At 71.7% G+C, this 26,331-nt stretch carries 24 protein-coding genes; 13 read left to right on the forward strand and 11 right to left on the reverse strand.

Annotation, left to right across the window (positions count from 1 at the left end):
• Positions 1 to 250 precede the first annotated feature (250 nt).
• Both pssA and AB0F15_RS28205 read right to left on the reverse strand, forming a co-directional pair.
• On the reverse strand, positions 251 to 1,204 hold the full coding sequence (gene pssA / locus AB0F15_RS28200; protein ID WP_360276449.1) for a CDP-diacylglycerol--serine O-phosphatidyltransferase: 954 nt from the start codon (positions 1,202 to 1,204) through the stop codon (positions 251 to 253).
• A 3-nt stretch (positions 1,205 to 1,207) separates the two neighbouring features.
• Positions 1,208 to 1,939 carry a phosphatidylserine decarboxylase gene (locus tag AB0F15_RS28205; protein WP_360276452.1) on the reverse strand — a complete coding sequence of 244 codons (732 nt, stop codon included), beginning with the start codon at positions 1,937 to 1,939 and terminating at the stop codon, positions 1,208 to 1,210.
• 250 nt (positions 1,940 to 2,189) lie between these two features.
• Between AB0F15_RS28205 and AB0F15_RS28210 the strand changes: the two genes are divergently transcribed.
• Positions 2,190 to 2,396, forward strand: a complete 207-nt coding sequence (locus tag AB0F15_RS28210) for a hypothetical protein (RefSeq protein WP_360276455.1) — start codon at positions 2,190 to 2,192, stop codon at positions 2,394 to 2,396.
• Positions 2,397 to 2,452: 56 nt separating this feature from the next.
• Here the strand turns inward: AB0F15_RS28210 and AB0F15_RS28215 are convergent, their stop codons facing one another.
• Complete coding sequence (locus AB0F15_RS28215; protein ID WP_360276458.1) at positions 2,453 to 2,734, reverse strand: GlsB/YeaQ/YmgE family stress response membrane protein; 282 nt, start codon at positions 2,732 to 2,734, stop codon at positions 2,453 to 2,455.
• A gap of 72 nt (positions 2,735 to 2,806) precedes the next feature.
• On the opposite strand from AB0F15_RS28215, the gene AB0F15_RS28220 reads away from it, so the two are divergent.
• On the forward strand, positions 2,807 to 3,373 hold the full coding sequence (locus tag AB0F15_RS28220) for a helix-turn-helix domain-containing protein (RefSeq protein WP_360276461.1): 567 nt from the start codon (positions 2,807 to 2,809) through the stop codon (positions 3,371 to 3,373).
• A complete protein-coding gene (locus AB0F15_RS28225; protein WP_360276464.1) occupies positions 3,370 to 4,623 on the forward strand; it encodes an MFS transporter in 1,254 nt (417 codons plus the stop codon). Before AB0F15_RS28220 ends, AB0F15_RS28225 begins: the two co-directional genes overlap by 4 nt.
• Here the strand turns inward: AB0F15_RS28225 and glp are convergent.
• Positions 4,577 to 5,770: a gephyrin-like molybdotransferase Glp gene (gene glp / locus AB0F15_RS28230; protein ID WP_360276467.1), complete on the reverse strand. Its 1,194-nt coding sequence runs from the start codon at positions 5,768 to 5,770 to the stop codon at positions 4,577 to 4,579. The genes AB0F15_RS28225 and glp overlap by 47 nt on opposite strands.
• A 73-nt stretch (positions 5,771 to 5,843) precedes the next feature.
• Here glp and AB0F15_RS28235 point away from each other — a divergent pair, with 73 nt between their 5' ends.
• The 5 genes from AB0F15_RS28235 (at position 5,844) to groL (ending at position 10,901) form a co-directional block, all read left to right on the forward strand.
• Positions 5,844 to 6,521 carry a TIGR00266 family protein gene (locus AB0F15_RS28235; RefSeq protein ID WP_360276470.1) on the forward strand — a complete coding sequence of 226 codons (678 nt, stop codon included), beginning with the start codon at positions 5,844 to 5,846 and terminating at the stop codon, positions 6,519 to 6,521.
• A complete protein-coding gene (locus AB0F15_RS28240) occupies positions 6,521 to 7,144 on the forward strand; it encodes an AIM24 family protein (RefSeq protein WP_360276473.1) in 624 nt (207 codons plus the stop codon). Before AB0F15_RS28235 ends, AB0F15_RS28240 begins: the two co-directional genes overlap by 1 nt.
• Before the next feature lie 112 nt (positions 7,145 to 7,256).
• On the forward strand, positions 7,257 to 7,463 hold the full coding sequence (locus tag AB0F15_RS28245) for a cold-shock protein (protein ID WP_003085446.1): 207 nt from the start codon (positions 7,257 to 7,259) through the stop codon (positions 7,461 to 7,463).
• A gap of 73 nt (positions 7,464 to 7,536) precedes the next feature.
• Positions 7,537 to 9,018 (forward strand): serine/threonine-protein kinase, encoded by a 1,482-nt coding sequence (locus AB0F15_RS28250; RefSeq protein ID WP_360276476.1) that lies wholly within the window; start codon positions 7,537 to 7,539, stop codon positions 9,016 to 9,018.
• A gap of 254 nt (positions 9,019 to 9,272) precedes the next feature.
• A complete protein-coding gene (gene groL / locus AB0F15_RS28255; protein ID WP_360276478.1) occupies positions 9,273 to 10,901 on the forward strand; it encodes a chaperonin GroEL in 1,629 nt (542 codons plus the stop codon).
• A 62-nt stretch (positions 10,902 to 10,963) separates the two neighbouring features.
• Here groL and AB0F15_RS28260 read toward each other — a convergent pair whose 3' ends face one another.
• Positions 10,964 to 11,284 carry a hypothetical protein gene (locus tag AB0F15_RS28260; protein WP_360276481.1) on the reverse strand — a complete coding sequence of 107 codons (321 nt, stop codon included), beginning with the start codon at positions 11,282 to 11,284 and terminating at the stop codon, positions 10,964 to 10,966.
• A gap of 175 nt (positions 11,285 to 11,459) precedes the next feature.
• The gene (locus tag AB0F15_RS28265) at positions 11,460 to 11,675 is read right to left on the reverse strand and encodes a PspC domain-containing protein (protein WP_360276484.1); all 216 of its coding nucleotides are present in this window, start codon (positions 11,673 to 11,675) and stop codon (positions 11,460 to 11,462) included.
• Positions 11,676 to 11,797: 122 nt separating this feature from the next.
• Here AB0F15_RS28265 and AB0F15_RS28270 point away from each other — a divergent pair, with 122 nt between their 5' ends.
• Positions 11,798 to 12,565: a nucleotidyltransferase domain-containing protein gene (locus AB0F15_RS28270; RefSeq protein WP_360276487.1), complete on the forward strand. Its 768-nt coding sequence runs from the start codon at positions 11,798 to 11,800 to the stop codon at positions 12,563 to 12,565.
• Positions 12,566 to 12,579: 14 nt separating this feature from the next.
• Here the strand turns inward: AB0F15_RS28270 and AB0F15_RS28275 are convergent, their stop codons facing one another.
• Positions 12,580 to 13,509, reverse strand: coding sequence for an o-succinylbenzoate synthase (locus AB0F15_RS28275; RefSeq protein ID WP_360276490.1), 930 nt, complete (start codon positions 13,507 to 13,509; stop codon positions 12,580 to 12,582).
• A gap of 63 nt (positions 13,510 to 13,572) precedes the next feature.
• On the opposite strand from AB0F15_RS28275, the gene AB0F15_RS28280 reads away from it, so the two are divergent.
• The gene (locus AB0F15_RS28280) at positions 13,573 to 16,377 is read left to right on the forward strand and encodes a BTAD domain-containing putative transcriptional regulator (RefSeq protein WP_360276492.1); all 2,805 of its coding nucleotides are present in this window, start codon (positions 13,573 to 13,575) and stop codon (positions 16,375 to 16,377) included.
• Positions 16,378 to 16,486: 109 nt separating this feature from the next.
• Here AB0F15_RS28280 and AB0F15_RS28285 read toward each other — a convergent pair whose 3' ends face one another.
• The 3 genes from AB0F15_RS28285 to AB0F15_RS28295 form a co-directional block, all read right to left on the reverse strand.
• The gene (locus AB0F15_RS28285; protein WP_360276495.1) at positions 16,487 to 17,332 is read right to left on the reverse strand and encodes a DUF72 domain-containing protein; all 846 of its coding nucleotides are present in this window, start codon (positions 17,330 to 17,332) and stop codon (positions 16,487 to 16,489) included.
• Between the two features lie 559 nt (positions 17,333 to 17,891).
• On the reverse strand, positions 17,892 to 18,653 hold the full coding sequence (locus AB0F15_RS28290; RefSeq protein WP_360276497.1) for a DUF4253 domain-containing protein: 762 nt from the start codon (positions 18,651 to 18,653) through the stop codon (positions 17,892 to 17,894).
• Between the two features lie 185 nt (positions 18,654 to 18,838).
• On the reverse strand, positions 18,839 to 20,485 hold the full coding sequence (locus AB0F15_RS28295) for a DNA repair helicase XPB (protein ID WP_360276500.1): 1,647 nt from the start codon (positions 20,483 to 20,485) through the stop codon (positions 18,839 to 18,841).
• Positions 20,486 to 20,573: 88 nt separating this feature from the next.
• On the opposite strand from AB0F15_RS28295, the gene AB0F15_RS28300 reads away from it, so the two are divergent.
• Both AB0F15_RS28300 and AB0F15_RS28305 read left to right on the forward strand, forming a co-directional pair.
• Positions 20,574 to 21,182 carry a hypothetical protein gene (locus AB0F15_RS28300; protein WP_360276503.1) on the forward strand — a complete coding sequence of 203 codons (609 nt, stop codon included), beginning with the start codon at positions 20,574 to 20,576 and terminating at the stop codon, positions 21,180 to 21,182.
• An 84-nt stretch (positions 21,183 to 21,266) separates the two neighbouring features.
• Positions 21,267 to 22,253, forward strand: a complete 987-nt coding sequence (locus AB0F15_RS28305; RefSeq protein ID WP_360276505.1) for an NAD-dependent epimerase/dehydratase family protein — start codon at positions 21,267 to 21,269, stop codon at positions 22,251 to 22,253.
• Between the two features lie 80 nt (positions 22,254 to 22,333).
• On the opposite strand, the gene AB0F15_RS28310 is transcribed toward AB0F15_RS28305, so the two are convergent.
• The gene (locus tag AB0F15_RS28310; protein ID WP_360276508.1) at positions 22,334 to 23,299 is read right to left on the reverse strand and encodes an ABC transporter substrate-binding protein; all 966 of its coding nucleotides are present in this window, start codon (positions 23,297 to 23,299) and stop codon (positions 22,334 to 22,336) included.
• Between the two features lie 186 nt (positions 23,300 to 23,485).
• Here AB0F15_RS28310 and AB0F15_RS28315 point away from each other — a divergent pair, with 186 nt between their 5' ends.
• Entirely contained in the window at positions 23,486 to 26,320 is a 2,835-nt protein-coding gene (locus tag AB0F15_RS28315; protein WP_360276511.1) for a nitrate- and nitrite sensing domain-containing protein, read from the forward strand.
• The last annotated feature ends 11 nt before the right edge of the window (positions 26,321 to 26,331 follow it).

Consider the following 26,331-nt stretch of genomic DNA (forward strand, 5'->3'; position numbering starts at 1 on the left):
GCCCGCCGGATCACGCGAGTTACGCCGCCAATCACGCGAGATCCGTGCTCAATCACGCAAGATCCGCCTCAGACCACGCGAGATGCCCGTCCGATCGCGCGCGAGCGCCGTACCGGAACGGCGAACTCGCGTACCTGGATGGACGACTCGCGTACCCAGGCGGACGACTCGCGTGATTGGAGACGTAACTCGCGTGATTGGAGACGTAACTCGCGTGATTGGAGACGTAACTCGCGTGATTGGTGGGGGCTTACTTGCGGCGGAGGCCGATCTGGCGCCACGAGCGGCGGCGCGGGCCTTGGCCGTTTTGGCTGCCGCGGGGGGTGCGGACCGTCTCGCCGGTGCGGGGGAGCCGGACCGCGCGCATGGCCGCGCCGGCCACCCGGCGGCGCAGCGGGGGACGCAACCCCAGCCGGCGCGGGGAGCGGGCCCGGCGGATCGCGCGGCGCTCGCGCGGCGGGACCGTCCAGGCTTCGGGGTGCGCCGCCAGCCAGCGGTGCCGCTTGACCGAGTACGGGATGTGCGCCAGGTACAGCACCATCGCCACGACCAGCGCGACCAGCGGGAACTGGATGATCGCCGCGGCCAGCAGGGCGACGCCGATCAGCAGCGGCGCGATCGCCTTGGCCGGCGCCTTGACCGTCTTCAACGACAGCGTCGGGATGCGGCTGATCAGCAGCGCGGCGATGGCGACCGTCCACGCCCACACGACGTACTGCGACGACCACCAGCCCGCGCCCCACTGGAGCCAAGCGACCAGCGGAAGCATCGCCAGCAGGCCGCCGGCGGGCGCCGGGACGCCGACGAAGAACTCGCTCGCGTACACCGGCTGTTCGGTGTCGTCCAGCAACGTGTTGAACCGGGCCAGCCGCAGGATCATGCAGACGGCGAAGATCAGCGACGCCACCCAGCCGATCCGGTCGGCGCCGGTCTGCCACACGTAGATGACCAGCGCCGGCGCGACGCCGAACGAGATGCCGTCGGAGAGCGAGTCCAGCTCCGCGCCCATCTTCGACGTCGCGTCGAGGAGACGGGCGATCCGGCCGTCCAGGCTGTCGAGCACCGCCGCGATGCCGATCGAGGCGATCGCCATCGCGTAGTTCTTCGTCAGCGCGAACTGCACGGCCGACAGGCCCGCGCACAGCGCGAGCACGGTGATGGCGTTCGGCAGCAGCCGGACACCCGGGGTGGTCACGCGGACCATCGATCAGCCTTCCGAAAGCGACACAGCGGAGGGGAGTTCGGCGATCACCGTCTCGCCGCCGACCGTGCGCTGGCCCTTGGCGACCAGCACGCGTGCACCCGGCGGGAGGTAGAGGTCGACCCGCGAGCCGAAACGGATGATGCCGTAGGTCGCGCCGGCACCGACCTTGTCGCCCTCGCGGATCTCGCAGAGGATGCGGCGCGCGACCAGGCCGGCGATCTGCACGACGACGAGCTCGTGGCCGTCTTCGGTGCGCATCAGCACGGAGTTGCGTTCGTTGTCGTCGCTCGCCTTGTCCAGGTCGGCGGACAGGAACTTGCCCGGCCGGTAGGCGACCCGCTCGATCACGCCGTTCGCCGGCACGCGCTGGACGTGCACGTCGAACACCGAGAGGAACACCGAGACGCGCATCCGCGGCTCGGCGGGCAGGCCGAGCTCGGCGGGCGGCACGGCTTCCTCGATCAGCGACACGAGGCCGTCGGCCGAAGCGAGCGCGACGCCGTCACGCGGCGGCGGGACGCGCTTGGGCTCGCGGAAGAACGCGGCGGTCGCCACGGTCGCCAGCGCCCCGACGAGCCCGAGGCGCTTGGAGAACCGGCGCGCGAGCAGCGTCGCCGCGACGCCGCCCGCCACGAACGGGCGGCCGGCGGGGTGCATCGGCGGCAGCGTTTCGCGAGCGAGCTGGAGGGCGTGCGCGACTGGGTTGCCGGCGGGCTCCGGCCGGGTGCCGCTCATGGTCGGGTCCCCTGTTTTCGTGTCGGAAGAATGGTGGGCGCGCCGGGGGTCCGGCGGCCGCGTACGGGCGCCCCCACGCTACCGCTGCCCCAGGTGAGCGTGTCCGCGCGCCCCTGCAGGCTCCTCCGGGAGGGGGTCACCGCAGCGGGTGGGAATGATCCTCAAGTCGTAACGCAAGGTCGATTTCGCCGATGACTCTAAGTAGTTTTCGCCGTTCGGGGCGGTGCCCCGACTGACCCTGTGAGGACCGATGAGCCACCGCCGCGATCTTGCCGAAGCCCGGCTCGGCGAGCTCCTGGCCGCGTGGCGCCGGGAGATCGACGAAGTGCCCGTGCCGTCGCTCGTCGATCCGGTGCGCGCGGTGGACGTCGTCATCGAGGCGAAGAAGGCGAAAGATGGGGGCCGGGTGCATCCGCCCCCCGACGGCGCACGCACCCGGCCACCCGGATGTGCGTGAACGAGGAGTTTAGCTGCTGAGGACCCGGTGCTCGCCGGTCGCCGATCGCAAAGTTATCAACGATCACCCGGACGCCGGGCGACATCGCGCACGAGCCGCAGGATCGCCAGCAGCACGACGGCGCCGAGGATGGCCACGCCGAAGCTGGGGAAGTCGAAGTCGAACGTCTTCGCCTGGCCGGTCGCGACGCGGTAGAGCAGCCCGCCGAGCGCCGCGCCGACCACTCCGACCAGGACGCTGACCAGGCAACCCTGCCGACGCCGGTCCTGCCCGCCGACGACCAGGTTCCCGGCCCAGCCGACGATCGCGCCGAAGATCACCCATGCCACGAAGCCCATGGCGGGAGCTTACGGGAGTCAATGCACAACAACCATTGCACAAGAGTTATTGTGCAACTACTCTTGTGCTTCATGGCGAGAGAAGAGAACGTCCGGGAGATCCGGGACTCGAAGGCGCTGGCCGCCATCGCGCACCCACTGCGCCATCGGCTGCTGGACCTGCTGCACCTCGACGGCCCGGCGACGGCGTCGCTGCTGGCGGAGAAGACGGGCCAGGCGGTGGGGAACATCAGCCATCACCTCAAGGTCCTGGCGGCCAGCGAGCTCATCGAAGAGGCACCCGAACTCGCGCGCGACCGCCGTGAACGGTGGTGGCGGCGTACCTCCAGCGCGATCAAGTGGGGTGCGCAGGACTTCCCCGACGACCCGATCGCCGAGGCGGCCGAAGTGCTGACCCTCGACCACCAGCACGCCGTGGCCCGCCAGTGGCTGGCTCAGCGCGAGACCTACCCCCGGGAGTGGCGCGGGGCGCTGTTCAGCATCGACGGCTGGACCCGGCTTTCCGTCGCCGAACTGGAGGAGCTGAACGACCGGATCGTCACCATGCTCGCCGGGTACCGCGATCGGCCCCTGCCGGATGACGGGGTCGAGCGCCGACCGGTCTTCTTCGCCGCACGAGCGTCGCTGGGTCAGCCGTGAAGGGGCTCTGGGGGAACAGGGACTTCCGGCTGCTCTGGACCGGCGAGACGACGAGCATGCTCGGCAGCATGGTCGCGAGCACGGCGTTGCCGCTGGTCGCGGTGGTCACGTTGCAGGCGAGCACCTTCCAGGTCGCGTTGCTGACGGCGGCGGCCTGGCTGCCGTGGCTGGTGATCGGACTACCCGCCGGCGCCTGGGTGGACCGGCTGGCGAAGCGCCCGATCATGCTGATCTGCAACACGGTGTCGATGCTGGTGTTCGGCAGCGTCCCGCTCGCGGCCGCCTTCGGCGCGCTGTCCATGCCGTTCCTGCTGGCGGCCGCGCTGCTCGGCGGCATCGCGAAGGTGTTCTTCACCCTCGCCTACCGCGCGTACGTACCGGCACTGGTGGGCGCGGGCGAACTCCTCGAAGCCAACGCCAAGCTGCAGGGCAGCGAGTCTGCGACGGAGGTCGCCGGACCGGGTCTGGCCGGGCTGCTGGCCCAGGCGTTCGGGCCGGTCAGCGGCATCCTGGCCGATGCGATCAGCTTTGGCGTCTCCGTCGTGTTCGTGCGGGCGATCCGGACGCGCGAGACCGTGGTCCCGGCCGAGCGCACGCCGTTGCGCAGCCAGATCGCCGAAGGGCTGCGGTTCGTGGTGAACGACCGCTACCTGCGGACGCTGACGGTGTTCGGCGCCGTCTCGAACATCGCGCTGACCGGGTACGGCTCCATCCAGATCGTCTTCCTCTCCCGCACGCTCGGCGCCCCGCCCGGCCTGGTCGGCCTGGTCCTGGCGGTGGCCGCCACCGGCGGCGTGCTCGGCGCGGCCCTGGTCGGGCGGCTCGGCAGCCGCCTCGGCACCGCCCGCGCGTTCCTGGTGTGCGAGGCGTTCGTCGCGCCGATGGGGCTGCTCGGGCCGTTGAGCCGGCCGGGCTGGGGCCTGGTGCTCTACGTGCTCGCGCTGTTCGGCGTCTGCACCGGGCTCATCGCCTCGAACATCCTGACCACGACGTTCCGGCAGCAGTACTGCCCACCCGAGCTGTTCGGCCGGATCAACTCCAGCGCGGCGATCGTCAACTACGGCACGATCCCGCTGGCCGGTGTCCTCGGCGGCGCGCTGGGCGAGGCGATCGGCGTCCGCGAGACGCTCTGGGTGATGGCCGGCGTGCTGCTCGCCGCGCTGGTGCTGCTGGCCCCGCTGGCGAAGCTGCGGGACTTCCCGGTCAGAGCAGCAGGACGTCCACCTCGTCGCCTTCCGCAGCCGACGTGACGTCCTCCGGCAGCACGATCAGGCAGTTGGCCTGGGTGAACGCGGCCAGCAGGTGCGAGCCCGGCCCGCCGCGCGGCCCGACGATCCCGGTGACCTCCCGGTCGGACGGCGTGAACACGCCCCGGCGGTACTGGCGGCGTCCGCCGGGCGAGGTCATCGCCTCGGTCAGCCGGGCCCGCACGCGGCGGCGCGAGACGTCGGTGTGGCCCAGCGCCGTCAGGATCGCCGGGCGCAGGAACGCCTCGAACGACACCAGCACGCTGACCGGGTTGCCGGGCAGCGTCACCACCGGGACGCCGTGCCAGCGCCCGCAGCCCTGCGGCCCGCCCGGCTGCATCGCGATCTTCGCGAACTCGACGCCCTGACCGGTCAGTGCGTCCTTCACCACTTCGTACGCGCCCGCGCTTACCCCGCCGGAGGTGACCAGCAGGTCGGCGTCGGCCAGCTTCGGCTCGATGACCTTCCGGAACTCTTCGACGTCGTCGACGACGCTGCGGACGACGTCGACCTCGCAGCCGAGACCGCGGATCGCCGCCGCCAGCATCACGCTGTTGGACTCGTAGATCTGGCCGTGGCGCAGCGGCGCCGGCGCGTCGATCAGTTCGGTGCCGGTCGAGGCCACCACCACCCGCAACGGCCGGTGCACCCGCACCTCGGCGAGCCCGACCGCGGCCGCGAGACCCAGCTGGGAGTGGCCGAGGACGGTGCCGGCGTGCAGCGCGACCGTGCCCTCGAGGACGTCTTCGCCGGTGTGCCGGATGTGCGCGCCTTCGCGCGCGGGCGCCGAGATCGTCACCGTTTCCGTGTCGCCGTCGGTGTCCTCCACCATCACGACCGCGTCCGCGCCGGGCGGCAGCGGTGCGCCGGTCATGATCCGGTGCGCGGTGCCCGGTTCGAGCGGCCGGACGTCGACCCGGCCCGCCGGGATGTCGTCGGCGACCGGCAGGGTCACCGGCGTGGTGGCCGCGTCACGGGCGCGGACCGCGTAGCCGTCCATCGCGGAGTTGTCGAAGGGCGGCAGGGCAACGCCGGCCCGCACGTCCTCGGCCAGGACGAGCCCGGTCGCGGCGGCGAGGGGCAGTGCGGTCACGGGGGAGGTGCCCAGGAGCGCGGCAACCCGCTCGCGGTAGTCGTCGACGGAGATCACCGGACCATCCTCCCCGTCTCGGGGGCTCGTGCAAGACTCTGCCCCGTCGAGCGCACGCCACAGGGGAGCACGCATGCAGGTCGGGATCCGTCAACAGCCTTCGTTCGCCGTGGCCCGGCTGATGCTGGCGCCCGGCGAGCCGTGCCAGGTCGAGTCCGGCGCGATGATGGCCACCAGCTACGGCGTGCAGGTGCAGTCGCAGGCGCAGGGCGGGATCATGAAGGGCCTCGGCCGCGCGTTCCTCTCCGGTGAGTCCTTCTTCATCTCCACGTTCACCGCGCCGCCGAACGGCGGCTGGGTCGACGTCGCCGCCAACCTGCCCGGCGACATCCAGGTGATCCCCCTCGACGGCCGCGGCGGCTGGGCCGTCACCCGCGGCTGCTGGCTCGCGTCGTCGCACGGCGTGCAGACCGAGACCCGGTGGGGCGGGATGAAGAACCTGATGGGCGGCGAGGGCGGTTTCCTGACGCACGCCACCGGGCAGGGCCAGCTGCTCGTCAGCTGCTACGGCGCGGTCGAGACCATCACGCTGCAGCAGGGTGAGATGGTCACCATCGACACCGGGCACGTCGTCGCGTACGCCGACACCGTGCAATACCAGATCCGGAAGGTCGCGCAGGGCATCATCCAGTCGATGAAGAGCGGCGAAGGCCTCGTGTTCGACTTCGTCGGCCCCGGCCAGATCATGACGCAGACGCGCAACCCGTCCGCGCTGGTCAGCTGGATCGTCTCGCACGTCCCGTCACGCTGATGCGCGTCCAGACCCGGCACACCCCCGTCTTCGGGGTCGCCCGCGTCCTGCTCGACCCGGGCGAGGCCGTGCGGGCCGCGCCGGAAACCCTGCTCGCCAGCCGCTTCGGGGTCACCGAGACGCCGGCGGGCCGCGGGGGCGTCCGCGCGGGCAAGAGCACGACGGCCGTCTACACCGCGCCGTCCGACGGCGGCTGGATCGACTTCGCGCCGTTGCGCCCCGGCGACGTCTACCCCCTCGAACTGGGCGGCGGCACGGGCTGGTCGGTGCACCGCGACGCGGTGCTGGTGCGGCCGTCTTCGGTCCGGCACGACACCGGCTGGGTGCCGCTGCAGCAGCTCTTCGGCGCCGATTCGGGATTCCTCGAGCACTACAGCGGAACCGGGCCGCTCGTGCTGGCCGCGCCCGGCCCGGTGGACGCGTTCGAGCTCGGCAAGGGCGAACTGGTCACGGTCCGGCCGGACTACCTGCTGGCCTACCCGGACACCGTCCAGTGCCGGTTGCGCGCTCTCGATCCGGGCGGTCCGCAGTCGCTGCGCACCGGCGAAGGGCTCGCGGTCGACTTCGCGGGTCCCGGGACGGTGCTCGTGCACGCGCGGAACAGACGCCTTTCGGGTTCGTGATCTTCAGACGAATTGCCCATTGCCGAGGGGAATAATTCCGGTAGCGTGATTGGCACTTCCGCCGCTGGCATCCGCTCGGGCCAGCGGATCCTTTGTGCTGAGGGAGGGCGCCGTGGCTGTCGGCACCGTCAAATGGTTCAACTCGGAAAAAGGCTACGGGTTCATCGAATCCACCGAGGGTCCGGACGTGTTCGTCCACTATTCGGCCATTCAGTCCGAAGGATTCCGCACTTTGGACGAAGGTGACCGCGTCGAGTTCGAAGTGCAGTCCGGACGCGACGGTCGCAGTCAGGCGGCCGATGTGCGGAAGGTTTCCTAGCCGCTTCCGGGGTCCGGTCGACTGATCGGCGAACCCCCGGCAGGCGCCGAACCAGGGGCGTTACGCTTCGGGCGTGACAGGCGATGTGTCGGGGGACCTCACCGGTCGCCGGCTGGGCAACTACCGCATCGACGGAGTGCTCGGCAAGGGCGGCATGAGCGTGACCTACAAGGCCACGGACGTGCGGCTCGGTCGCAAGGTTGCCCTGAAGATCATCGGTGACCACCTCGGGGCCGACGCCGAGTTCCGCGAACGGTTCGTCGACGAGGCGCGCAACACGTCCGCGATCGACCACGCCAACGTCGTCCCGCTGTACGACTTCGGCGAGCTCGACGGCATGCTCTACATCGCCATGCGGATGGTCGACGGTGGCGATCTCGCCGCCCTGATCTCGGCGGGCCCGATCGCGCCCGCGCGCGCACTGACGATGCTCGACCAGGTCGCGGACGCCCTCGACACCCTGCACAACCGTGGTCTGGTCCACCTCGACGTCAAGCCGGCGAACGTGCTCGTGACGAAGAAGGAGACTTCGCGCGAACACGTGTACGTCGCCGACTTCGGGCTGACGCGGCGCGGCGCGACCGGGCACCGGACGCGCGGCGGCGACTTCCTCGGCTCGCCCACGTACGCGGCACCCGAGCACCTGCGCGGCGAGCCGCTGGACGGGCGCACCGACCAGTACGCGCTGACGTGCGTCCTCTACGCCTGCCTCACCGGCAGCCCGCCGTTCAAGGGCGACGTGCCGACGGTGATCAAGGGGCACCTCAACGGCGAGCCGCCCGCGATCTCCCGTGCCGTCGCGCTGCCCCCGGCGATCGACGAGGTCGTCCGTCGCGGGATGGCGAAGAAGCCCGCGGACCGCTACGCCAGCTGCGTCGAAATGGTCGAGGCCGCGCGCCGCGCGCTCGGCCCCCTGGCGACGTCGGACACCCCGCCGGGGCCGCCCGGGTCCCATTCGGGCGGAATCCCCGCGCCGCACCGTCCTGGTCAGGTACAACAAGGGCCGCACCAGAACAGCGCACCGCAGGGAGAGGGGGCCCCCGTGCACCCGTACGGAGGACAACAGCAGCCCGGCTACGGCCGGCCGGGCCCCGGACCGCAGGGCCCGCCGCCGCAAGGCCCGCCCCCCGGCTACGGCTACCCCCAGCAGGGCGCTCCGCAGGGACCGCACGGAATGCCGCCGCAGGGGCCGCCCCCGGGGTACGGCTACCCGCAGCACGGCATGCCCCCGCAGGGCCCGCCGCCCGGCTACGGCCCGCCCGGTGACCCGATGCGGCTGCGCCCGCCGCTGCCCGCGGGCGGCGCGGGCGCGTTCCACCAGCCCAAGAGCAGCGGTGGCAAGAAGTGGATCTTCCTCGTTCTCGGCCTCGTGGTGGTCGCCGGCCTGGTCGTCGGCGCGATCTTCCTCTTCAGTGACGGCGGCAGCGGTGGCGGCGGCGGCCAGACGACGGCCCCGAACATCCCCGTCGGCCCGGACGGCGGCTCGCCGAGCACCGCGCCTTCGTCGTCGCTGAACGCACCCCCGACGTCGATCAGCATCCGGTCGAGCTCCTGAATCCGTACGGCGCTGAGCAGGCCTTCTTGCACTCTCCCCCAGAGAGTGCTAAACACGGACCTGGCACTCGACACCGTTGAGTGCCAGGTGCGCGGTCACCGACCGCGTGCTTGAAGGTCGGGACGGTGAGGCTGCCCCTCAACCGGGGCCGTCGTCCGTCGCGGGCACCGAGCCTGGCCAAGGAAGAGTCCTGCTGCCGCCGCTGCAAGTAGTCGGCGCGGCGGTGGCGCCCAATACCGGAGGACCACACCGCAATGGCCAAACTGATCGCGTTCGACGAGGACGCCCGCCGAGGTCTCGAGCGTGGCTTGAACATCCTCGCCGATGCCGTCAAGGTGACCCTCGGCCCGCGGGGCCGGAACGTCGTGCTCGAGAAGAAGTGGGGCGCGCCGACGATCACCAACGACGGTGTCTCCATCGCCAAGGAGATCGAGCTCGAAGACCCGTGGGAGAAGATCGGGGCCGAGCTCGTCAAGGAAGTTGCCAAGAAGACCGACGACGTCGCGGGTGACGGCACCACCACCGCCACCGTGCTCGCCCAGGCCCTGGTCAAGGAAGGCCTGCGCAACGTCGCGGCCGGAGCCGACCCGATCAGCCTGAAGCGCGGCATCGAGGCGGCCGTCGAGGCCATCACCGAGCAGCTGCACAAGGCCGCGGTCCAGATCGAGACCAAGGAGCAGATCGCTGCTACCGCCTCGATTTCGGCCGGCGACCGCACCATCGGCGAGCTGATCGCCGAGGCGCTGGACAAGGTCGGCAAGGAAGGCGTCGTCACCGTCGAGGAGAGCAACACCTTCGGTCTCGAGCTCGAGCTCACCGAGGGCATGCGCTTCGACAAGGGCTACATCTCGGGTTACTTCGTCACCGACCCGGAGCGTCAGGAAGCCGAGCTGGAGGACCCGTACGTCCTGCTCTTCGGCTCGAAGATCTCCACGGTCAAGGACGTCCTGCCGCTGCTGGAGAAGGTCATCCAGTCCGGCAAGCCGCTGCTGATCATCGCCGAGGACGTCGAGGGCGAGGCCCTGGCCACCCTGATCGTCAACAAGATGCGCGGCACCTTCAAGTCCGTCGCCGTCAAGGCGCCGGGCTTCGGTGACCGCCGCAAGGCGATCCTGCAGGACATCGCGATCCTCACCGGTGGCCAGGTCATCAGCGAGGACGTCGGCCTCAAGCTCGAGAACGCCGACCTGTCCCTGCTGGGCAAGGCGCGCAAGGCCGTCATCACCAAGGACGAGACGACCATCGTCGAGGGTGCGGGCGACGCCGACCAGATCCAGGGTCGCGTCAACCAGATCCGCGCCGAGATCGAGAACTCGGACTCGGACTACGACCGCGAGAAGCTGCAGGAGCGGCTCGCGAAGCTGGCCGGCGGCGTGGCCGTCATCAAGGCTGGCGCCGCGACCGAGGTCGAGCTGAAGGAGCGCAAGCACCGCATCGAAGATGCAGTGCGCAACGCCAAGGCCGCCGTTGAAGAGGGCATCGTCGCCGGTGGTGGCGTCGCTCTCATCCAGGCTGCCGAGGCGGCCTTCGCCGGTCTGAAGCTCGAGGGCGACGAGGCCACTGGGGCCAACATCGTCAAGGTGGCCGTCGAGGCCCCGCTCAAGCAGATCGCGATCAACGCCGGCCTCGAAGGCGGCGTTGTGGTGGAGAAGGTCAAGGGCCTGCCGCTGGGTCACGGCCTGAACGCCGCCACGGGTATCTACGAGGACCTGCTCGCCGCCGGCGTGCCGGACCCGACGAAGGTCACCCGCTCCGCGCTGCAGAACGCCGCTTCCATCGCGGCGCTGTTCCTGACCACCGAGGCCGTCGTGGCGGACAAGCCGGAGAAGGCTTCGGCCGCTCCGTCCGACCCGTCCGGTGGCATGGGTGGCATGGACTTCTGAGTCCGGTCGCTTGACCGGAAAAGCCCGGTCCGCTTCGGCGGGCCGGGCTTTTCCCGTGACTGCTACGGCTTGGTGAAGAACCAGACGGCGAATGCGCCGGCGATCACGACGCCGAGCGCGAGTACACCGAGGCCCCCGAGCCAGGCGGTGCTCGCTTCTTCCGCTTCGAGCCCGACGACGATCGCGCCGATCCCGGTGAGCAGGACCCAGATCGCCAGCGCCGCCGCGGCGTACAGCACGACCTTGGTGGCACTGACGCTGCCGGTGCCGCCGGCGGCCAGCACGGTGTAGGCGGCGAAAGCGGTCAGCCCCAGCCCGGCGATCAGGTACAGCCCGCCCAAGAGCCCGACGACGACCTTCGCGGCGGTGTTTCCGTGATCCACAAGCGCGAACCCTAACCCCTCGAACGGGGTCCGCGATGCGGTTTTGGGCCGCTCGGCCCAACGGTCACGGCCGAACGGCCCGGACGTCCCCTGGCGTCCGGGCCGTTCGTTTTCGTGCACCCCCGGCATCTCCGGCGGGCACCGGTTCCCCCTGCGAACCGGCGCCCGCCCCGGTTCAGGAGCCGTCTTCGGGCGTCAGGATGGCGGCGGCGACGTAGATCGGAATGGCGATCCCGACCGAAAGGAACACGGCGGCGACCATGCCGATGCGCAGGACGTTGGCATCGATACCGAGGTAGGCGGCCCAGCCACCGCAGACACCGGTGAGCATCTTGTCGCTCCGGCTGCGGCGGAGCTTCTTGGTTTCCGGGGTGTACACGCTGTTCGTCATGGCTCAATGGTGTCTCCCGGCGGCCGCCGCGGACATCGGGAACGGCCCGGACCCCGACCCTGAACTTGCTCTCGGGGAAAACCAGGTGCTTCCCGTCCCGGCGGCCCGGTACAACTTCTGCCGTGAAGCACGACAACCCCGAGTTCGCCGCCATCGCCGGGCAGGGCACCATCCTGCGCTGCCAGGTCGGGTCCGGCCTGCACGGCACCGCCGTCGACGGTCAGGACGACCGCGACGAAATGGGGCTGTGCGTGGAGCCGGCCGAGTACGTCACCGGGCTGCGGCGGTTCGAGCAGTACATCTTCCGCACCCAGCCCGAAGGCGTGCGGTCCGGTCCGGGTGACCTCGACCTCATCGTCTATTCGCTGCGCAAGTGGATGCGCCTGGCGCTGACCGGAAATCCGACGGTCCTGCTGCCGCTGTTCGTGCCGGAGGCGGAGATCGTGCGGATCACCGGCCTCGGCCACGAGCTGCGCGCCGCCGCCGACCGGATCGTGTCGCGGCAGGCGGGGCTGCGGTTCGCGGGCTACCTGCAAACGCAACGCCGTCGGATGCTCGAAGGGGCGCTGAAGGTCAACCGGCCCGAACTGATCGAGAAGTACGGCTTCGACACCAAGTACGCGATGCACATGGTGCGACTCGGCGTGCAGGGCGTCGAGCTGCTGGAGACCGGCCGGATGACGCTCCCGATCGCCGAGCCGTGGCTGACCTGGCTGCGCGACCTGCGCCGCGGGAAGCACACGCAGGACGAAGCCGTCGCCGCCGCGGCAGACCTGGAGGATCGGCTCCACCAGCTGGTCCGCGGGGCCTCACCGCTGGCGGAACAGCCGGACCGGGACTGGGCGAACCGGTGGCTGGTGCACGCCTACGAATCGGCCTGGCGGGCTTGACGCCGGGTCCGCGCTCAGCACCGGGCGCGGACCCGGCTCAGCCGGTCCGCCCAGGCCGCCGTGACCTCGGGTGTCGCCGCGTAAGCCGCCGTGGGGGCCGGGGCCTGGCGCCGGACCGGGAGGTAACCGTCCACAGGGGACAGCGAGTCCGGGCAGACGTCCCCGTCCAGCAACGAAATCGTGCCCAGTCCACAAGCGAATTCCAGCTCGGGCAGCGCGCCGGCCAGCGCGAGCCCCGCCGCCAGGCCGACACTCGTCTCCACCGCCGACGACACCACGCACGGCAGCCCGCACGCCTCGGCGACCTCCAGCGCACGCCGCACGCCGCCGAGCGGGGCCACCTTCAGGACCGCGATGTCCGCCGCGCCGGCGACCGCCACCTTCAGCGGGTCCTCCGCCCGGCGGATCGACTCGTCGGCGGCGATCCGGACGTCCACCCGGCGCCGCACCGCGGCCAGCTCGTCGATCGACGGGCACGGCTGCTCCGCGTACTCGAGGCCGCCCGCCGCCTTGTCGAGGTCCGTGATCGCCCGCACCGCCGTGTCGACGTCCCACGCCATGTTCGCGTCGACGCGGATCGCTCCGCCGGGGCCGAGCGCGTCGCGGACCGCCTCCACCCGCGCGCAGTCGTCCACCAGGGACACCCGCGGGTCGGCGACCTTCACCTTCGCCGTGCGGCAGCCGGCCGCGCGGACCAGTTCGTGCGCCTTTTCCGGCCCCACCACCGGCACCGTCGTGTTCACCTCGATCCGGTCGCGGACCGGCGCGGGCCAGCCGGTCTCGGTGGCTTCCAGCGCGGCCCGCAGCCACGGCACGCTCTCGGCGTCGGAGTAGTCGGCGAACGGGCAGAACTCACCCCAGCCCGCCGAGCCGTGCAGCAGCACGCCCTCACGGACGGTGATGCCGCGGAACCGGGTGCGCAGGGGGATCGCGTAGACCTTCATCAGCGCCGATCATGCCACCGTCCGGGTGGGCAAACAGCGGGCGAACTGCGCGTTTCCGGCAGAATGAGTTCCGTGGTCCTCGATTTCCGCGTGCTGGGTCCGGCCGAGGTCACGGCCGACGGCCGCCCGGTACCGCTCGGGGGCAGCCGGCCGCTGATCGTGCTGGCCGGATTGTTGCTGCGCGCGAACCGGGTCGTGCCGGTCGACGAGCTCGGCCGCTGGCTGTGGGACGACGACCGCCGCCGCTCCAAGGGCGCCCTCCAGACGTACGTGCTGCGCCTGCGCCGCGCCCTCGGCGACCAGGTCGCGATCCGCACCGAAAGCGGCGGCTACCTGATCGAGGTCGCGGACGACCGGCTCGACCTGGGCCGCTTCCGCGCGCTGGCGGTCCGCGGCAAGGCGGCGATGGACCGCGGCGAGAGCCGCCGGGCGGCCGCGCACTTCGCCGAGGCGCTCGCGCAGTGGCGCGGCCCGGCGCTGCTGAACGTCGAGTCCGACGCGCTGCACCGCGACGAGGTCGGCCAGCTCGCCGAGGAACGGCTGCGCGTGCGCGAGCAGTGGGCCGACGCGCTGCTCGAAGTCGGCGAGTACGGCACCATCGTCCCCGAGCTCACCCGGCTGACCAGGGAAAACCCGTTGCGGGAGCGGTTGCACGAGCAGTTGATGACCGCGCTGTACCGATCCGGCCGCCAAGCCGAGGCGCTGGAGGTGTACCGCCGGATCAGCGGCGTGCTGGCCGGCGAACTCGGGCTCGACCCCGGTCCGTCGCTGCAGCGCACCCGCCAGGCGATCCTCACCGGCGCGGATGGCGATACCGCCCCGGCGCTCGCGCGCTACCGGCTCGGTGCCGAGCCGCAGGTGCCGCACCAGCTGCCCGCCGACCTGCGGACGTTCTCCGGGCGCGAGTGCGATCTCAAGGCGTTGCACGCGCTGCTGCCAGAGGTGGCCGACGCCGGCACGTCGACGCCCATCGCGTCCGTCGAAGGCATGGGCGGCATCGGCAAGACGACGCTGGCGGTGCACTTCGCGCACGAGATCGCCGACCGGTTCCCCGGCGGGCAGGTCTACCTCAACCTGCGCGGCTACGGTCCCGGTGAACCGGTCGAGCCGTCGGCGGCGCTGGAGGCCGTGCTCACCGCGCTCGGCGTCCCGTGCGATCAGATCCCCGGCGACCTCGACGGCCGCGCGGCGAGCTGGCGGACGCACACCGCGGGGCGGCGGCTGCTGATCCTGCTCGACAACGCCAACCGCACCGAGCAGGTGAGCCCGCTGCTGCCCGGGCCGGGCTGCCTGGTCCTGATCACCAGCCGCTGGCAGCTGCGCGCGCTGGTCGCGACCCACGGCGCACGGCGGATCGCGCTGGAGGAGCTCGGTGACGAGGACGCCGTCGCGCTGCTGGCGTCCACGATCGGCTTCGACCGCGTCGCCCGCGATCCGGCGGCGGCCGAGCGGTTCGTGCGCTACTGCGGCGGGCTGCCGCTGGCCATCCGGATCCTGGCCGTGCGCGCGGCGCAGTTCCCGGACCTGGCGCTCGACGAGTTCGCCGGCTCACTCGACGGCGATCTGCTCGGTTCGTTCGACCTCGCCGACGGCGAAGGCACCAACATCCGGTCGGTGTTTTCGTACTCCTACCAGGCGCTGCAGCCGTCGACGGCCCGGCTGCTGCGGCTGCTCGGGCTGCTCACCGGCGTCGACTTCACGGCACCGGCGGCCGCCGCGGTCGCCGGGCTGACCGTTGCGGAGACCCGGCCGATGCTCGAAACCCTCGCCGCGGCGCACCTGCTCGCCCAGCCGAGGCCGGGCCGCTACCAGTTCCACGACCTCATCCGGGCTTACGCCGGCGAAGCCGCTTCGCAGGTGGACTCGGCTTCGCAGCGTGACACCGCTTCGGACCGGCTGCTGAGCTGGTACCTGGCGTCGGCGCTGAACGCGTCACGGCTGATGCGGCCCGAGCGCTACTACCGGCTCCTGGAGCTCGACGACCTCGAGGGCGGGCCGGCGTTCGGTTCGTACCACGAGGCGCTGGACTGGTTCGGTGAGGAGTGCGGCAACCTCATCGCCGCGGTGCACCTGGCGCGGCGCCGGGGCCGCGACGACGTCTGCTGGAAGCTCGCCTGGCTGCTGCAGAGCTATTTCGTGACGCGCTCGCGGCTCGACGACTGGCGTTCGGTGTTCGCGGTGGCGCTCGAAGCCGCGCGGGCGAGCGGCCACCGGCCCGGCGAAGCGGGGATCTTGAGCGGGCTCGGCGTCGTCAACGGCGTCGCCCGGCAGTACGCGGAGTCCCGGCGGTACCTGGAGCAGGTGCTGGCGATCCAGCGCGAGCTCGGGGCGCGCGAGGGTGAGGCGCGGGCGCAGTACAACCTGGCGATGGCGGCGCACGACCTCGAGGACTGCGCTTGGGCGTACGAACACGGCATGCAGGCGCTGGAGATCGTCCGTGAGCTGGGGCTGGGCCACTTCGAGGCGAGCGTGCTGCGGGCGCTGGGCGACATCTGCACGTCCATGGGCGACTACGAGCAGGCGCTGCGCCTGGCCGACGCGGCGCTGGCGATCCTCGGCCCGGACGGCCGGCCGGTGGACACGCGGTTCACGCAGCACACGCGCGGCCTGGCGCTGATCGGCCTCGGCCGGCTCGACGAGGGCATCGCGTGCATCCGCGACTCGGTCGAGATGTTCTTCGCGATGGGCGAGCAGTACGAAGCGGCGGACGTGCTGTCCCAGCTGGGCACGATCCACCTCCGCCACGGCGACGCGGCGCTGGCCCGCGAGTGCTGGCTCCGATCGGTGCGCTTGCTGACGGAGCTGGGCCACCCGGACGCGGACGACGTGCGGGCCAAGCTGGCGGCTTCGGTCGTCTCGGAGAGTTGAGGCTCGTTCCGGACGGCTCACGTGCCGACCCCCAGTGACAGCACGCAAGCCCGTCCGGCCCGTGTGCCCACCCAAGCCGATGGCGCTCACTGTCCGCTCACTGTCTCGTTCACTGCCTTGTCAGCGGGGCCACCCCGAGCAGGTCGGCGAGACATTCGGCGTTCCGGGGCGCTTCGACCTTCACGTCGTTGTCGAAGTAGACGTGCACATCACGCCGCCCGCCGTCGTGCCACGCCCGGATCTTTTCGGCCCAGGCGCGCAGGGCGTCGTCCGAGTAGCCGCTGACGTAGAGCTCTTCGTCGCCGTGCAGCCGGACGTAGGCGAAGTCGGCGGTCTGGTCTTCGAGGAACGGCCACTTCCCGGCGGTATCGGCGACCACTAGAGCGATCCCGTGCTCCCGCAGCAGGTCTTTGGCGGCGGGCTCGGCGAAACTCGGGTGCCGGACTTCCAGCGCGTGCTGCAGCGGTCTTCTTGTCCCGGCTTCGAGAAACGGCGTCCCCTTGAGCTTGTCGTCGTGCTTCATCGCCAGCTGGGCGGCGTCGGTGGTGGTCCGCGGCAGCAGAGCGAAGAAGTCGACAAGCCGATCAGGATCGAAGGCCAGCCTCGGCGGCAGCTGCCAGAGGAACGGCCCCAGTTTCGCGCCGAGCGCAAGCACCCCGGAGGCGTAGAAGTTCGCCAGCGCGGTCTCGACGTCCCGAAGCTGCTTCATGTGGGTGATGAAGCGGCCGCCCTTGACGGCGAAGAGGAAGTCGGCGGGAGTTTCGTCGAACCACGCGCGGTACCGCTCCGGACGCTGCAGCGAGTAGAAGGAGCCGTTGATTTCGACGGCGTTCATCCGCCGCGACAGGTATTCGAGCTCCCGCCGCTGCGCGAGCCCGGGCGGGTAGAACACCCCGCGCCACGGGGGATAGCGCCACCCCGAAGTGCCGATCCGGATCTCGGCGATCGCCCTCACCGCCTTTCCGCGCTGAGTGGTTCCCCCTCGCCGGGATCCCCAAACGCGCCTGTGTCCGGACGGGCGGACCACGGGTCGGGACGGACGTCCCAATTTGGTGGACGCGCGTCTTACCGGGCCTTTGCAGTGATGGCTCACGTGGCGGGCCTCCCGGGGGTGGTGGACGGGCGGTTTGTGGTGGGTTGGCGGTCGGCGGGTTGGGGTGGATTGCGAGTGGGGAGGTGACGGGAGGCCGCGGCAGGTGCAGGCGTGTTGCGGCGCAGGTGCCAGTCGCGGAGTTTCGGCGCCGGGTTCGGAGCGCCTCCCGGTCCGCTGGCTCCGGCCGCTCGCGGCTCCGGCCTCCGCCTCCCGGTCACGGCCTCCGGCTACCCCGGCCCTCCGGCTGCCGCCCTCCGGCCCCGGCCGCCCCCGGCCTCCGCCCCCGGGCCTCCGCCCCCGGGACCTCCGGCCCCCGGGCCTCCGCCCCCGGGACCTCCGGCCCCCGGGCCTCGGCGCCCCGGCCTCGGCCCCGCCGAACCTCCGCTCCCCGAACCTCCCCTCCAACCCAACCCCAACCCCCTCAAGCCCAGGAAAACCGCCAATGCCGCGACTGCACCAGCCCCGACGCGTACTCCCGCAGATTCCCCGGCTGGGCCGCGAACGTGGGCAGGCTGAACGCCCGGTGCTCCGCCGCGACCGTCAGCGCCCTTGCCTGGTTCCTTGGCGGGGCTGCCACCGAAAGCTCGATCGCGTCGAAGCCCAGGACCACCAGCGTTGCTCCGAAGCGGTCCTCCCAGCTGCGCAGTACCGCCGACAGCTCAGCGACCTGGTCGGTGCACTTGATCATTCCCGTCCAGCCAAGCAGGGCCGGGATGTCGGCCGGGCGCTCGGTCTGCACCAGGCCGAGGCGGTGGGGGGCGCGCGTGGCCAGGATCGAACCCGTGTTGCCCGCTTCGGCCAGCGGGTCGGATTTGCGGGGGTTGCGCTTGGCCAGTCCCGGGAACCCGGCGCCGAAGGGCCTCAGGCAGGCGCCGTCGCAGCAGGAGCCGTCCCACCAGCGGGCGAGTGCGCTCGCCGGGTCGGCCGCTGCCACCCGGTGGCCTGCCGGGGCCAGGCGGCCTCGGTCGTCGATCCAGTCCTCGCCGTTCGCCGCGAAGCGCTGGTCGTGGGGGATCAGCACCGGCCACAGCCCGGACCGCTCGAACTCGGCCACGCAGCCGAGGTAGCGCTCGGGCCGGGTCAGCGGCAGGTCGGACACCCACAACCGGCCGTGCCACGACCCCGGTGGCAGGGTCTGGACCGGCGGCGCGGGCGTACCGGGGCGGAGCGGTGCGATCGTCATGGACGTCCCCTCGAACTTGTGTTCGGTTGCTGCACGTCGAACAGTAGTTCGAGGGTCCGACAATTTCCAGCGTTTTGGCCGCTCATCCGTTCGAGTGAATCGGGAAAAGAGCAGGTCAGAGCGCTGAGTGAGGCGTCTGGGACGAAAGTTGTTGCTGTGACGATCCGCTGGGCCGATGGAGTGGCTCAGAGTGGCCGGAGCAGGTCGTCCGCGTCGACGATGTGGTACGCGTAACCCTGCTCCGCGAGGAAGCGCTGCCGGTGGGCCGCGTACTCCGTGTCGACCGTGTCGCGGGAGACGATCGAGTAGAAGTGCGCCTGCCGCCCGTCGCCCTTCGGGCGCAGGAGCCGTCCCAGCCGCTGGGCCTCCTCCTGCCGGGAGCCGAACGTGCCCGAGATCTGGATCGCCACCGATGCCTCCGGCAGGTCGATCGAGAAGTTCGCGACCTTCGACACCACCAGCGTCTTGATCTCGCCGCGCCGGAACTTGTCGAACAGCTCCTCGCGCTCCTTGTTGCGGGTCGCGCCCTGGATCACCGGGGCGTCGAGCTCGTCGCCGAGCATCTCCAGCTGGTCGAGGTAGGCGCCGATGACCAGCGTCGGCTCGCCGGCGTGCTTGGCCACGATCGACTTGATCACCGGGGTCTTCGTCAGCGCCGTCGCCGCCAGCTTGTACCGCTCGTCGGCCTCGGCCGTGGCGTAGTCGAGGCGTTCCGCGTCGGTCAGCGTCACGCGGACCTCGGTGCACTCCGCCGGCGCGATCCAGCCCTGGGCCTCGATGTCGCGCCACGGGACGTCGTAGCGCTTCGGCCCGATCAGCGAGAACACGTCGCCTTCGCGGCCGTCCTCGCGCACCAGCGTCGCGGTCAGGCCGAGCCGCCGCCGCGACTGCAGGTCCGCCGTCATCCGGAACACCGGCGCCGGCAGCAGGTGGACCTCGTCGTAGACGACCAGGCCCCAGTCGCGCGAGTCGAAGAGCTCCAGGTGCCGGTACTCGCCCTTGGTCTTGCGGGTGATCACCTGGTAGGTCGCGATGGTGACCGGCCGGATCTCCTTCTTCTCGCCGGAGTACTCGCCGATCTCCTCCTCGGTCAGCGACGTCCGCGCGATCAGCTCGCGCTTCCACTGACGGCCGGCGACCGTGTTCGTCACCAGGATCAGCGTCGTTGCCTGGGCGCGAGCCATCGCCGCCGCGCCGACCAGCGTCTTCCCCGCGCCGCACGGCAGCACGACGACACCGGAGCCGCCCGCCCAGAACGCCTCGGCGGCCATCCGCTGGTAGTCGCGCAGGTGCCAGTCGCGCTCGTCGAGGGCGATCGGGTGCGCTTCGCCGTCGACGTATCCGGCGAGGTCCTCGGCAGGCCAGCCGACCTTCAGCAGCGCCTGCTTCAGCCGCCCGCGCTCGGACGGGTGCACGAGGACGGTGTCCTCGTCGATCCGGGCGCCGATCATCGGGCTGATCTTCTTGTTCCGGATGACCTCGGTCAGCACCGCGCGGTCGGTGGTCGCCATGACGAGCCCGTGCGCCGGGTGGTTGGCGATCTGCAGCCTGCCGAACCGACCCATGACGTCGACGACGTCGATCAGCAGCGGCTGCGGCACCGGGAAGCGCGAGTAGGTCGTCAGTGCGTCGACGACCTGCTCGGCGTCGTGGCCCGCGGCGCGGGCGTTCCACAAGGCCAGCGGCGTGATCCGGTAGGTGTGCACGTGCTCCGGCGCCCGTTCCAGCTCGGCGAACGGCGCGATCGCGACGCGCGCGTCGCCGGCCTGGGGGTGGTCGACCTCCAGGAGCACGGTCTTGTCGGACTGGACGATCAGCGGGCCATCAGTCACAACTACTGTTATACGTGCCTCGCTCCGGCCCGCTCCCGTCGCGGTCCGCCGGTGGGACGAGGTGCCGAGGGGATCACTGGAGGGCACGTTGACCACACCACCGTTCGAGGACAACCCGTTCCGGTCGCCGGCCTACGCGGGGCCGCCCGCGCCGATGCCGCCGGTGCCCGGGCAACGGCCGATTCCGCACTGGTTCACCGTGAAGGTGCGGATCCTGCTGGTCGCGTGCGTCGTCGTCGCGCTGGGCCTGGGCTCACTGGGCGCGATGAGCATCTACTGGCTCGAGCGCAGCGGCCCGCCGTCGAACGGTGACTGCCTGTACCTGACGCGCGAGGGCGCGGGCAAGCTCGCCTACCACCGCGTCGGCTGCGGCGCGGACAACGCCACCTACCAGGTCGAGAACACCTATCGTGGGGCCATCGCGTGCGCATCCGGCGACTACGTGCGGTTCCGGCTCGGCGCCGGCCAGACGCTCTGCCTGGCCCTGAACGTCAAGGCGGGCGACTGCCTGCGCGACGTCGACGACGAGAGCGCGATCGGCAAGGTTTCCTGCACCGACCCGGCGGCGCAGGAGCGCGTCGAGATCCGCTCCGGGTTCGCCCGCGACGATGAGTGCGAAGGCGCCGACAAGGTGCTCAGCTACTCCGGCCCGCCGTCCCGCACGGTGTGCCTGAGCAAGGCGGGCGAAAACATCTAACGCGCACAGCGCAGCTCGGCGACCGGGCTGCGCTGTGAGCGAATCCGCTTGGCCGGGCGGTGCTCCCGCTGCTTGTGTGCCGGGATGGAGATCCTGGTTCTGGGCGGTACGGCGTGGGTGGCTCGGGAGCTGTCGCGGCAGGCGATCGAACGCGGCCATCGGGTGACCTGCCTCGCGCGCGGCGAGAGCGGCGAAGTCGCGGACGGAGCGACACTGGTCGCCGCCGACCGGCGCGATCCGTCGGCCTACGAGCCCCTGCTCGGCCGGGTGTGGGACGCGGTCGTCGAGGTGTCGTGGCAGCCGGGCTTCGTCCGGGGAGCGCTCGACGTGCTGGGCCGCCGGGCCGGGCACTGGGTGTACGTCTCGTCCGTGAGCGCCTACGCCGCCCACGCCACGCCGGGGGCGGACGAGTCCGCGGCCCTGCTCGCCCCGACCGACCGGAGCGAAGCCGGCCGCGAGCTGTACGGCGAGGCGAAGGTCGCCTGCGAGCAGGCGTCGACGGCCGCGGTGGGCGACCGCCTCCTCATCGCCCGGGCCGGGCTCATCGGCGGCCCGGGCGATCACAGCGGGCGCTCCGGCTACTGGGTCGCCCGCGCCGCCCGCGATCCGCGAGGGCCGATGCTGGTCCCCGGCACACCGGCCCTGCCCACCCAGGTGGTCGACGTGCGGGACCTCACCTCCTGGCTGCTGGACTCCGCGGAGACGGGCACCACCGGCACCTGCAACGCTGTCGGCCCGGTCGTTCCGTTCGGAAAGTGGATCGAGCTGTCCCGCGCCGCCGGTGGGCACACCGGTCCGGTCGTCACCGCCGAACCGGCGTGGCTGCTCGCCAACGGCGTGACCCAGTACATGGGGGCCGAATCGCTGGCGATGTGGCTGGCCGAGCCGGGCTGGGAAGGGTGGTCGGCCCGGGACGGGTCCGCCGCGCGCGGCGCGGGGCTGCGTCACCGGCTCCGGGCGGAGCTGCTGGCCGACACGCTGCGCTGGGAACGCGAGCAGGGGCTGGACCGGGAACGGCGCGCGGGCCTCAGCGCGCAGCGCGAGCGCGAGTTGCTCGACGCCCTCGGCTGAGCGCTGAACCCGGCCGGCCGCGGCAGGCGCGGTCCCGCGCGGCGCTCGAACACGGTCACCCCGACCCGAGCCAGTGCAAGCTAGTAACCGGTTTGCGCGGGGAGCAGGCTCTGGACGTCCAGTCGGTCCGCCAGCAGGCCCGAGTTGTGCATCAGGTCGGCGACGCGCTGCAGCCGGATGCCGTTGAGGGACGCCGGGTACGAGCCGAGCGAGATCAGCGCGGCCGTGGTCGAGTCGATGTCGGAGAACTTCGGCAGCGCGTCGCGCACGGTGGCCGGGTCCGTCGCGCTCTGCTGGGCCGCGCCCAGTGCCGTGCGGAACACCGTGAGGGTCCGGGGGTTGGCCTGCGCGAACGGCTTGGCCGCCGCGTAGCCGGACAGCGGGAAGTCGAGCGTCGAGCCGCGGGCGCCGTCGGCCAGGATGTGCGCGCCGAGGTCCTTCTCCGCGCGGGTGATGTACGGCTCGATCATCAGCGCCGCGTCCGCGTCGCCGGCCTGGAGGGCCTGCGGCATCCGGTCGAACGGCACCTCCCGGAACTTGATCTTCGCCTCGTCGACACCCGCGGTACCCAGCACCGAACGCGCGACGAGCGCGCCGACGTCGTCCAGCATGTTCACCGCGATCTCGGGCGACCTCTTCGCCGTCGGCACGGTGTAGTCCGAGTCGGGCAGCGTCACCAGGGCCATCGTGTTGGGCCCGGAGGTGTAGGCCTCGCCCTGCAGCTGCAACGCCGTCCCGCCGGCCGCCGCGCGGAACATCGCGATGTCGGAGGCGAAGGTGACGTCGAGGTCGCCGGCGGCCAGCTTCGCGAGCCCGTCGTCCGCGCCGAGTTCGACGAGCCGCACGGTCAGGCCGGCGGAGCCGAACTTCCCGGCCGCGACGGCGATCCGCAGCGGGGCCGTGTCGATGGCGTTGCCCACCCCGACGCGCAGGGTGGTCCGTTCCAACGGCGGTGGAGCCGCGGTGGTGCCGGAAGAGAACACACTGCATCCCGCGGTCGCCAGAAGCGCCGCTACCAGCGGAATCGTCCTTCCGCATCTGATCATGAACCTTCACCTACCGCGAGAATCTGGTTCTCGTGCTGGATCGTATGGTCCGCGCCCCATACGATCGCAAGCAGGGCCGTATCGTGCCAGCGCGGCTTTCGGATCTTCACGGGGCGGGCTACCGTTCAGTAGGTTCGAGTGTCGTTCGATCCGCGGGTTCCCGCCCGCGGCGGAAAAGGAAACCAGGTGACCCGTCGCGACAAGCGTCCCCGCAAGGGCGGCGACGCGGCGGATCCACGTCCGGTGGGCGGCCGCTGGCGGCTGCGGAACTGGCGTCTCGGCACGAAGCTCTTCGCCGTCCTCCTCATCCCGGCGCTGGCCGTCATCGCGCTCGTCGGCCTGCGGATCAGCTCCGACCTGCGCGAAGCCCGGCAGCTGGCCGAGTTCGCCACACGCGGCCGCGTCGACAACACGGTCGCCGAAGCCCTGCACGAACTGCAGCGCGAGCGCGACCTCAGCGTCCGGTTCGTCGCCCAGAACCGGCAGGGCGACACCGCGGACCTCACCGCCCAGCGCACCCGCGTCGACCAGGCCATCGGTGCGTTCGAACGGACCCTCGCCGACAGCAAGCCGCGGCTCGACACGAAGGCCGCGGAAAGCCTGCAGCAGACCGACGACCGGCTGCGCGTGCTCAGCGGCCTCCGCTTCTCCGCGGAACATTCGGCGTTTCCGGCCGACGCCGTGCTGCGCTCCTACAGCGAGCTGATCTCCGGCCTGCTCGACATCAGCGACTCCGCCGCCGCCGACGTCTCCGACCCGGAACTCGCGCGGATGCGGCTGGCGGGCAACGCACTGGCCCGGATCAAGGACCAGATGTCGGTCAAGCGGGCGGTGATGGCCGAGGCGCTCGCGGAGGGCACCCTCAACCGCGACCGCACGCGTGCCCTGCTCGGCGCGGAAGCCGAACTGGCCGCCGCGCGCAGCGACTACCGCACCTTCGCCACCCCCGACCAGCAGCGGATGTTCGACGACACGGTGATCGGCCTGGTCGTCGACATCGGCAACGACATGGTGGAATCCGCGCTCACCCGCACCGAAAACGGCCAGAACCTCTCGGGCCTCGACCCGAACCAGTGGGACGCTTCGGCAACCCACACGGTCAACCTCGCCCACCAGGTGCAGCAAGCACTGTTGGTCCAATTGCAGGAACGCACGGACGCACTGGCAGCGCAGGCCCGCACGGCGGCGCTCTGGGACGGCGGCGTGGTGCTCGGCGTCCTACTCGTCGCGGGCGTGCTGTCGGTGGTCATCGCGCGGTCCCTGTTGCGCCCCTTGCGGATCCTGCGCCGGACGGCGCTGGAGGTGGCCGAGCACCGGCTGCCCGCGGCCGTGCAGAACCTGCTCACCGATCCCGAGCCCGCCCCCGAGAACCTGCGGAAACGGCTCGCGGTCGCGCCCGTGCCGGTGTTCACCCGCGAAGAGCTCGGCCAGGTGGCGCGCGCGTTCGACGCGGTGCACGGCGAAGCCGTCCGGCTCGCCGGCGAACAGGCGATGCTGCGCGAAAACGTCAACGCGATGTTCGTCAACCTCTCGCAGCGCAGCCAGGACCTCGTCGAACGGCAGCTGACGGTGCTCGACCGGATGGAGGCCGACGAGCAGGACCCGGACACCCTCGCCGGGCTGTTCGAACTCGACCACCTCGCGACGCGGATGCGGCGCAACAGCGAAAACCTGCTGGTGCTGTCCGGCCAGGACTCGGCGCGCGAGGACGCCGGCCCGGTGGCGGCCGACGAAATCGTCGGCGCCGCGCTCTCGGAGGTCGAGCACTACCAGCGGATCGAGCTCGGGCCTGCGCCGCAGGTCGCGGTCCGCGGCGAGGCTGTCAACGACCTCGTGCACGTCGTTTCGGAGCTGCTGGAGAACGCGACGCGCTACTCCGGCGACGAGACGGTGACCGTGGCGAGCGCCGAAACCCACGACGGCGACTGGCAGATCGAGATCATCGACCACGGCGCCGGCATGCCGCAGGCGGAGATCGACCGCACCAACGTCCGGCTGGCGCACCCGCCGGACGTCGACGTCGAAGTGTCCCGCCGGATGGGCCTGTTCGTCGTCGCGACGCTGGCCATGCGCCACCAGATCGACGTGCGGCTGAGCGCCGGCGAGAGATCCGGGCTGGTCGCCACGGTGCTGGTGCCCGCCGCCCTGATCGTCGATCTGCCGCCGATGGCGGTGCCGCCCCCGCCCGCCGAGCCGCCCGCGGCCCCGGAACCCGAGCTGCTGGCGCCGCTCGCCCCGCTCACGCCGCCGGAGCCCGAACCGGAACCCGAGCCGGAGGAGCTCACACCGCCGTCGATCGAGGCGGGGCCGCCTCGCCGGGCTCCGGTGGTGGCCCGCGACCAAGCGCCGGCGTGGCCGACCGCGGACGAGGAAGCTCACCTGGACCTCGACGCCCCGACCGAGCGGATGCCCGCCTACCGCGACGTCCTGTCCCGTTGGTTCGACGCCTCCGCCGCGCCCGAAGTGCCGCGGCGGCCGGTGGAACCGCGCCCGGTCGCGGAGGAGGGGGCGCGCCCGGCCGCCGCCCGGCCGCGGCACGCGCTCACCACCCGGCCGCCGATCCGCGAGCCCGAGCCGGTGGCCGCCGCGCCGACGCCGATGCCGGCGCCCGCCCCCATGCCCGCGCCCCCGCCGTCGCCACCGCCCCCGCCCATGCCCGTACCCGCGCCTGTGCCACCGCGCATGCCTGCGCCCGCGCCGATGCCACCGCCACCGCCGCTGCCTCCGCCCGTGTCGGATGACGAAGACACCGAACCGCAGTTCGCGCCCGTCGCCCCGCCCGCCGCGATCGAGCCCGCGTACGAGTGGCCGACCCCGGCCGAGCTGGAGCAGGAGGACGGCGCGGAGGACACCTGGCCGTTCCTGCAGCCCGCGGATTCCGCGGCCGGGCCGGGAGCGGTGCCGGAACAGCGGCCGATACTCTCTCTTTCCCCGGAAGCGGTGCGCGAGCGGATGACGAGCCTTCAAGGCGGCTTCCGGCGAGGGCGGCACGCGAGGGGAGACGACACCCGGAACCAGTGAAACGGATGAGG

This window comes from Amycolatopsis sp. NPDC026612 (assembly GCF_040638285.1).
Classification (GTDB): domain Bacteria; phylum Actinomycetota; class Actinomycetes; order Mycobacteriales; family Pseudonocardiaceae; genus Amycolatopsis.

Bases quoted from the DNA above. Each gene is read 5' to 3' on its own strand.
- AB0F15_RS28240 (WP_360276473.1), top strand. From the start codon at position 6,521: ATGCGCGTCCAGACCCGGCACACCCCCGTCTTCGGGGTCGCCCGCGTC.
- AB0F15_RS28235 (WP_360276470.1), top strand. From the start codon at position 5,844: ATGCAGGTCGGGATCCGTCAACAGCCTTCGTTCGCCGTGGCCCGGCTG.
- AB0F15_RS28265 (WP_360276484.1), bottom strand. From the start codon at position 11,675: ATGACGAACAGCGTGTACACCCCGGAAACCAAGAAGCTCCGCCGCAGC.
- AB0F15_RS28215 (WP_360276458.1), bottom strand. From the start codon at position 2,734: ATGGGCTTCGTGGCATGGGTGATCTTCGGCGCGATCGTCGGCTGGGCC.
- AB0F15_RS28290 (WP_360276497.1), bottom strand. From the start codon at position 18,653: ATGACGATCGCACCGCTCCGCCCCGGTACGCCCGCGCCGCCGGTCCAG.
- groL (WP_360276478.1), top strand. From the start codon at position 9,273: ATGGCCAAACTGATCGCGTTCGACGAGGACGCCCGCCGAGGTCTCGAG.
- AB0F15_RS28205 (WP_360276452.1), bottom strand. From the start codon at position 1,939: ATGAGCGGCACCCGGCCGGAGCCCGCCGGCAACCCAGTCGCGCACGCC.
- AB0F15_RS28310 (WP_360276508.1), bottom strand. From the start codon at position 23,299: ATGATCAGATGCGGAAGGACGATTCCGCTGGTAGCGGCGCTTCTGGCG.
- AB0F15_RS28305 (WP_360276505.1), top strand. From the start codon at position 21,267: ATGGAGATCCTGGTTCTGGGCGGTACGGCGTGGGTGGCTCGGGAGCTG.
- AB0F15_RS28280 (WP_360276492.1), top strand. From the start codon at position 13,573: ATGAGTTCCGTGGTCCTCGATTTCCGCGTGCTGGGTCCGGCCGAGGTC.
- pssA (WP_360276449.1), bottom strand. From the start codon at position 1,204: ATGGTCCGCGTGACCACCCCGGGTGTCCGGCTGCTGCCGAACGCCATC.
- AB0F15_RS28210 (WP_360276455.1), top strand. From the start codon at position 2,190: ATGAGCCACCGCCGCGATCTTGCCGAAGCCCGGCTCGGCGAGCTCCTG.
- AB0F15_RS28275 (WP_360276490.1), bottom strand. From the start codon at position 13,509: ATGAAGGTCTACGCGATCCCCCTGCGCACCCGGTTCCGCGGCATCACC.
- AB0F15_RS28220 (WP_360276461.1), top strand. From the start codon at position 2,807: ATGGCGAGAGAAGAGAACGTCCGGGAGATCCGGGACTCGAAGGCGCTG.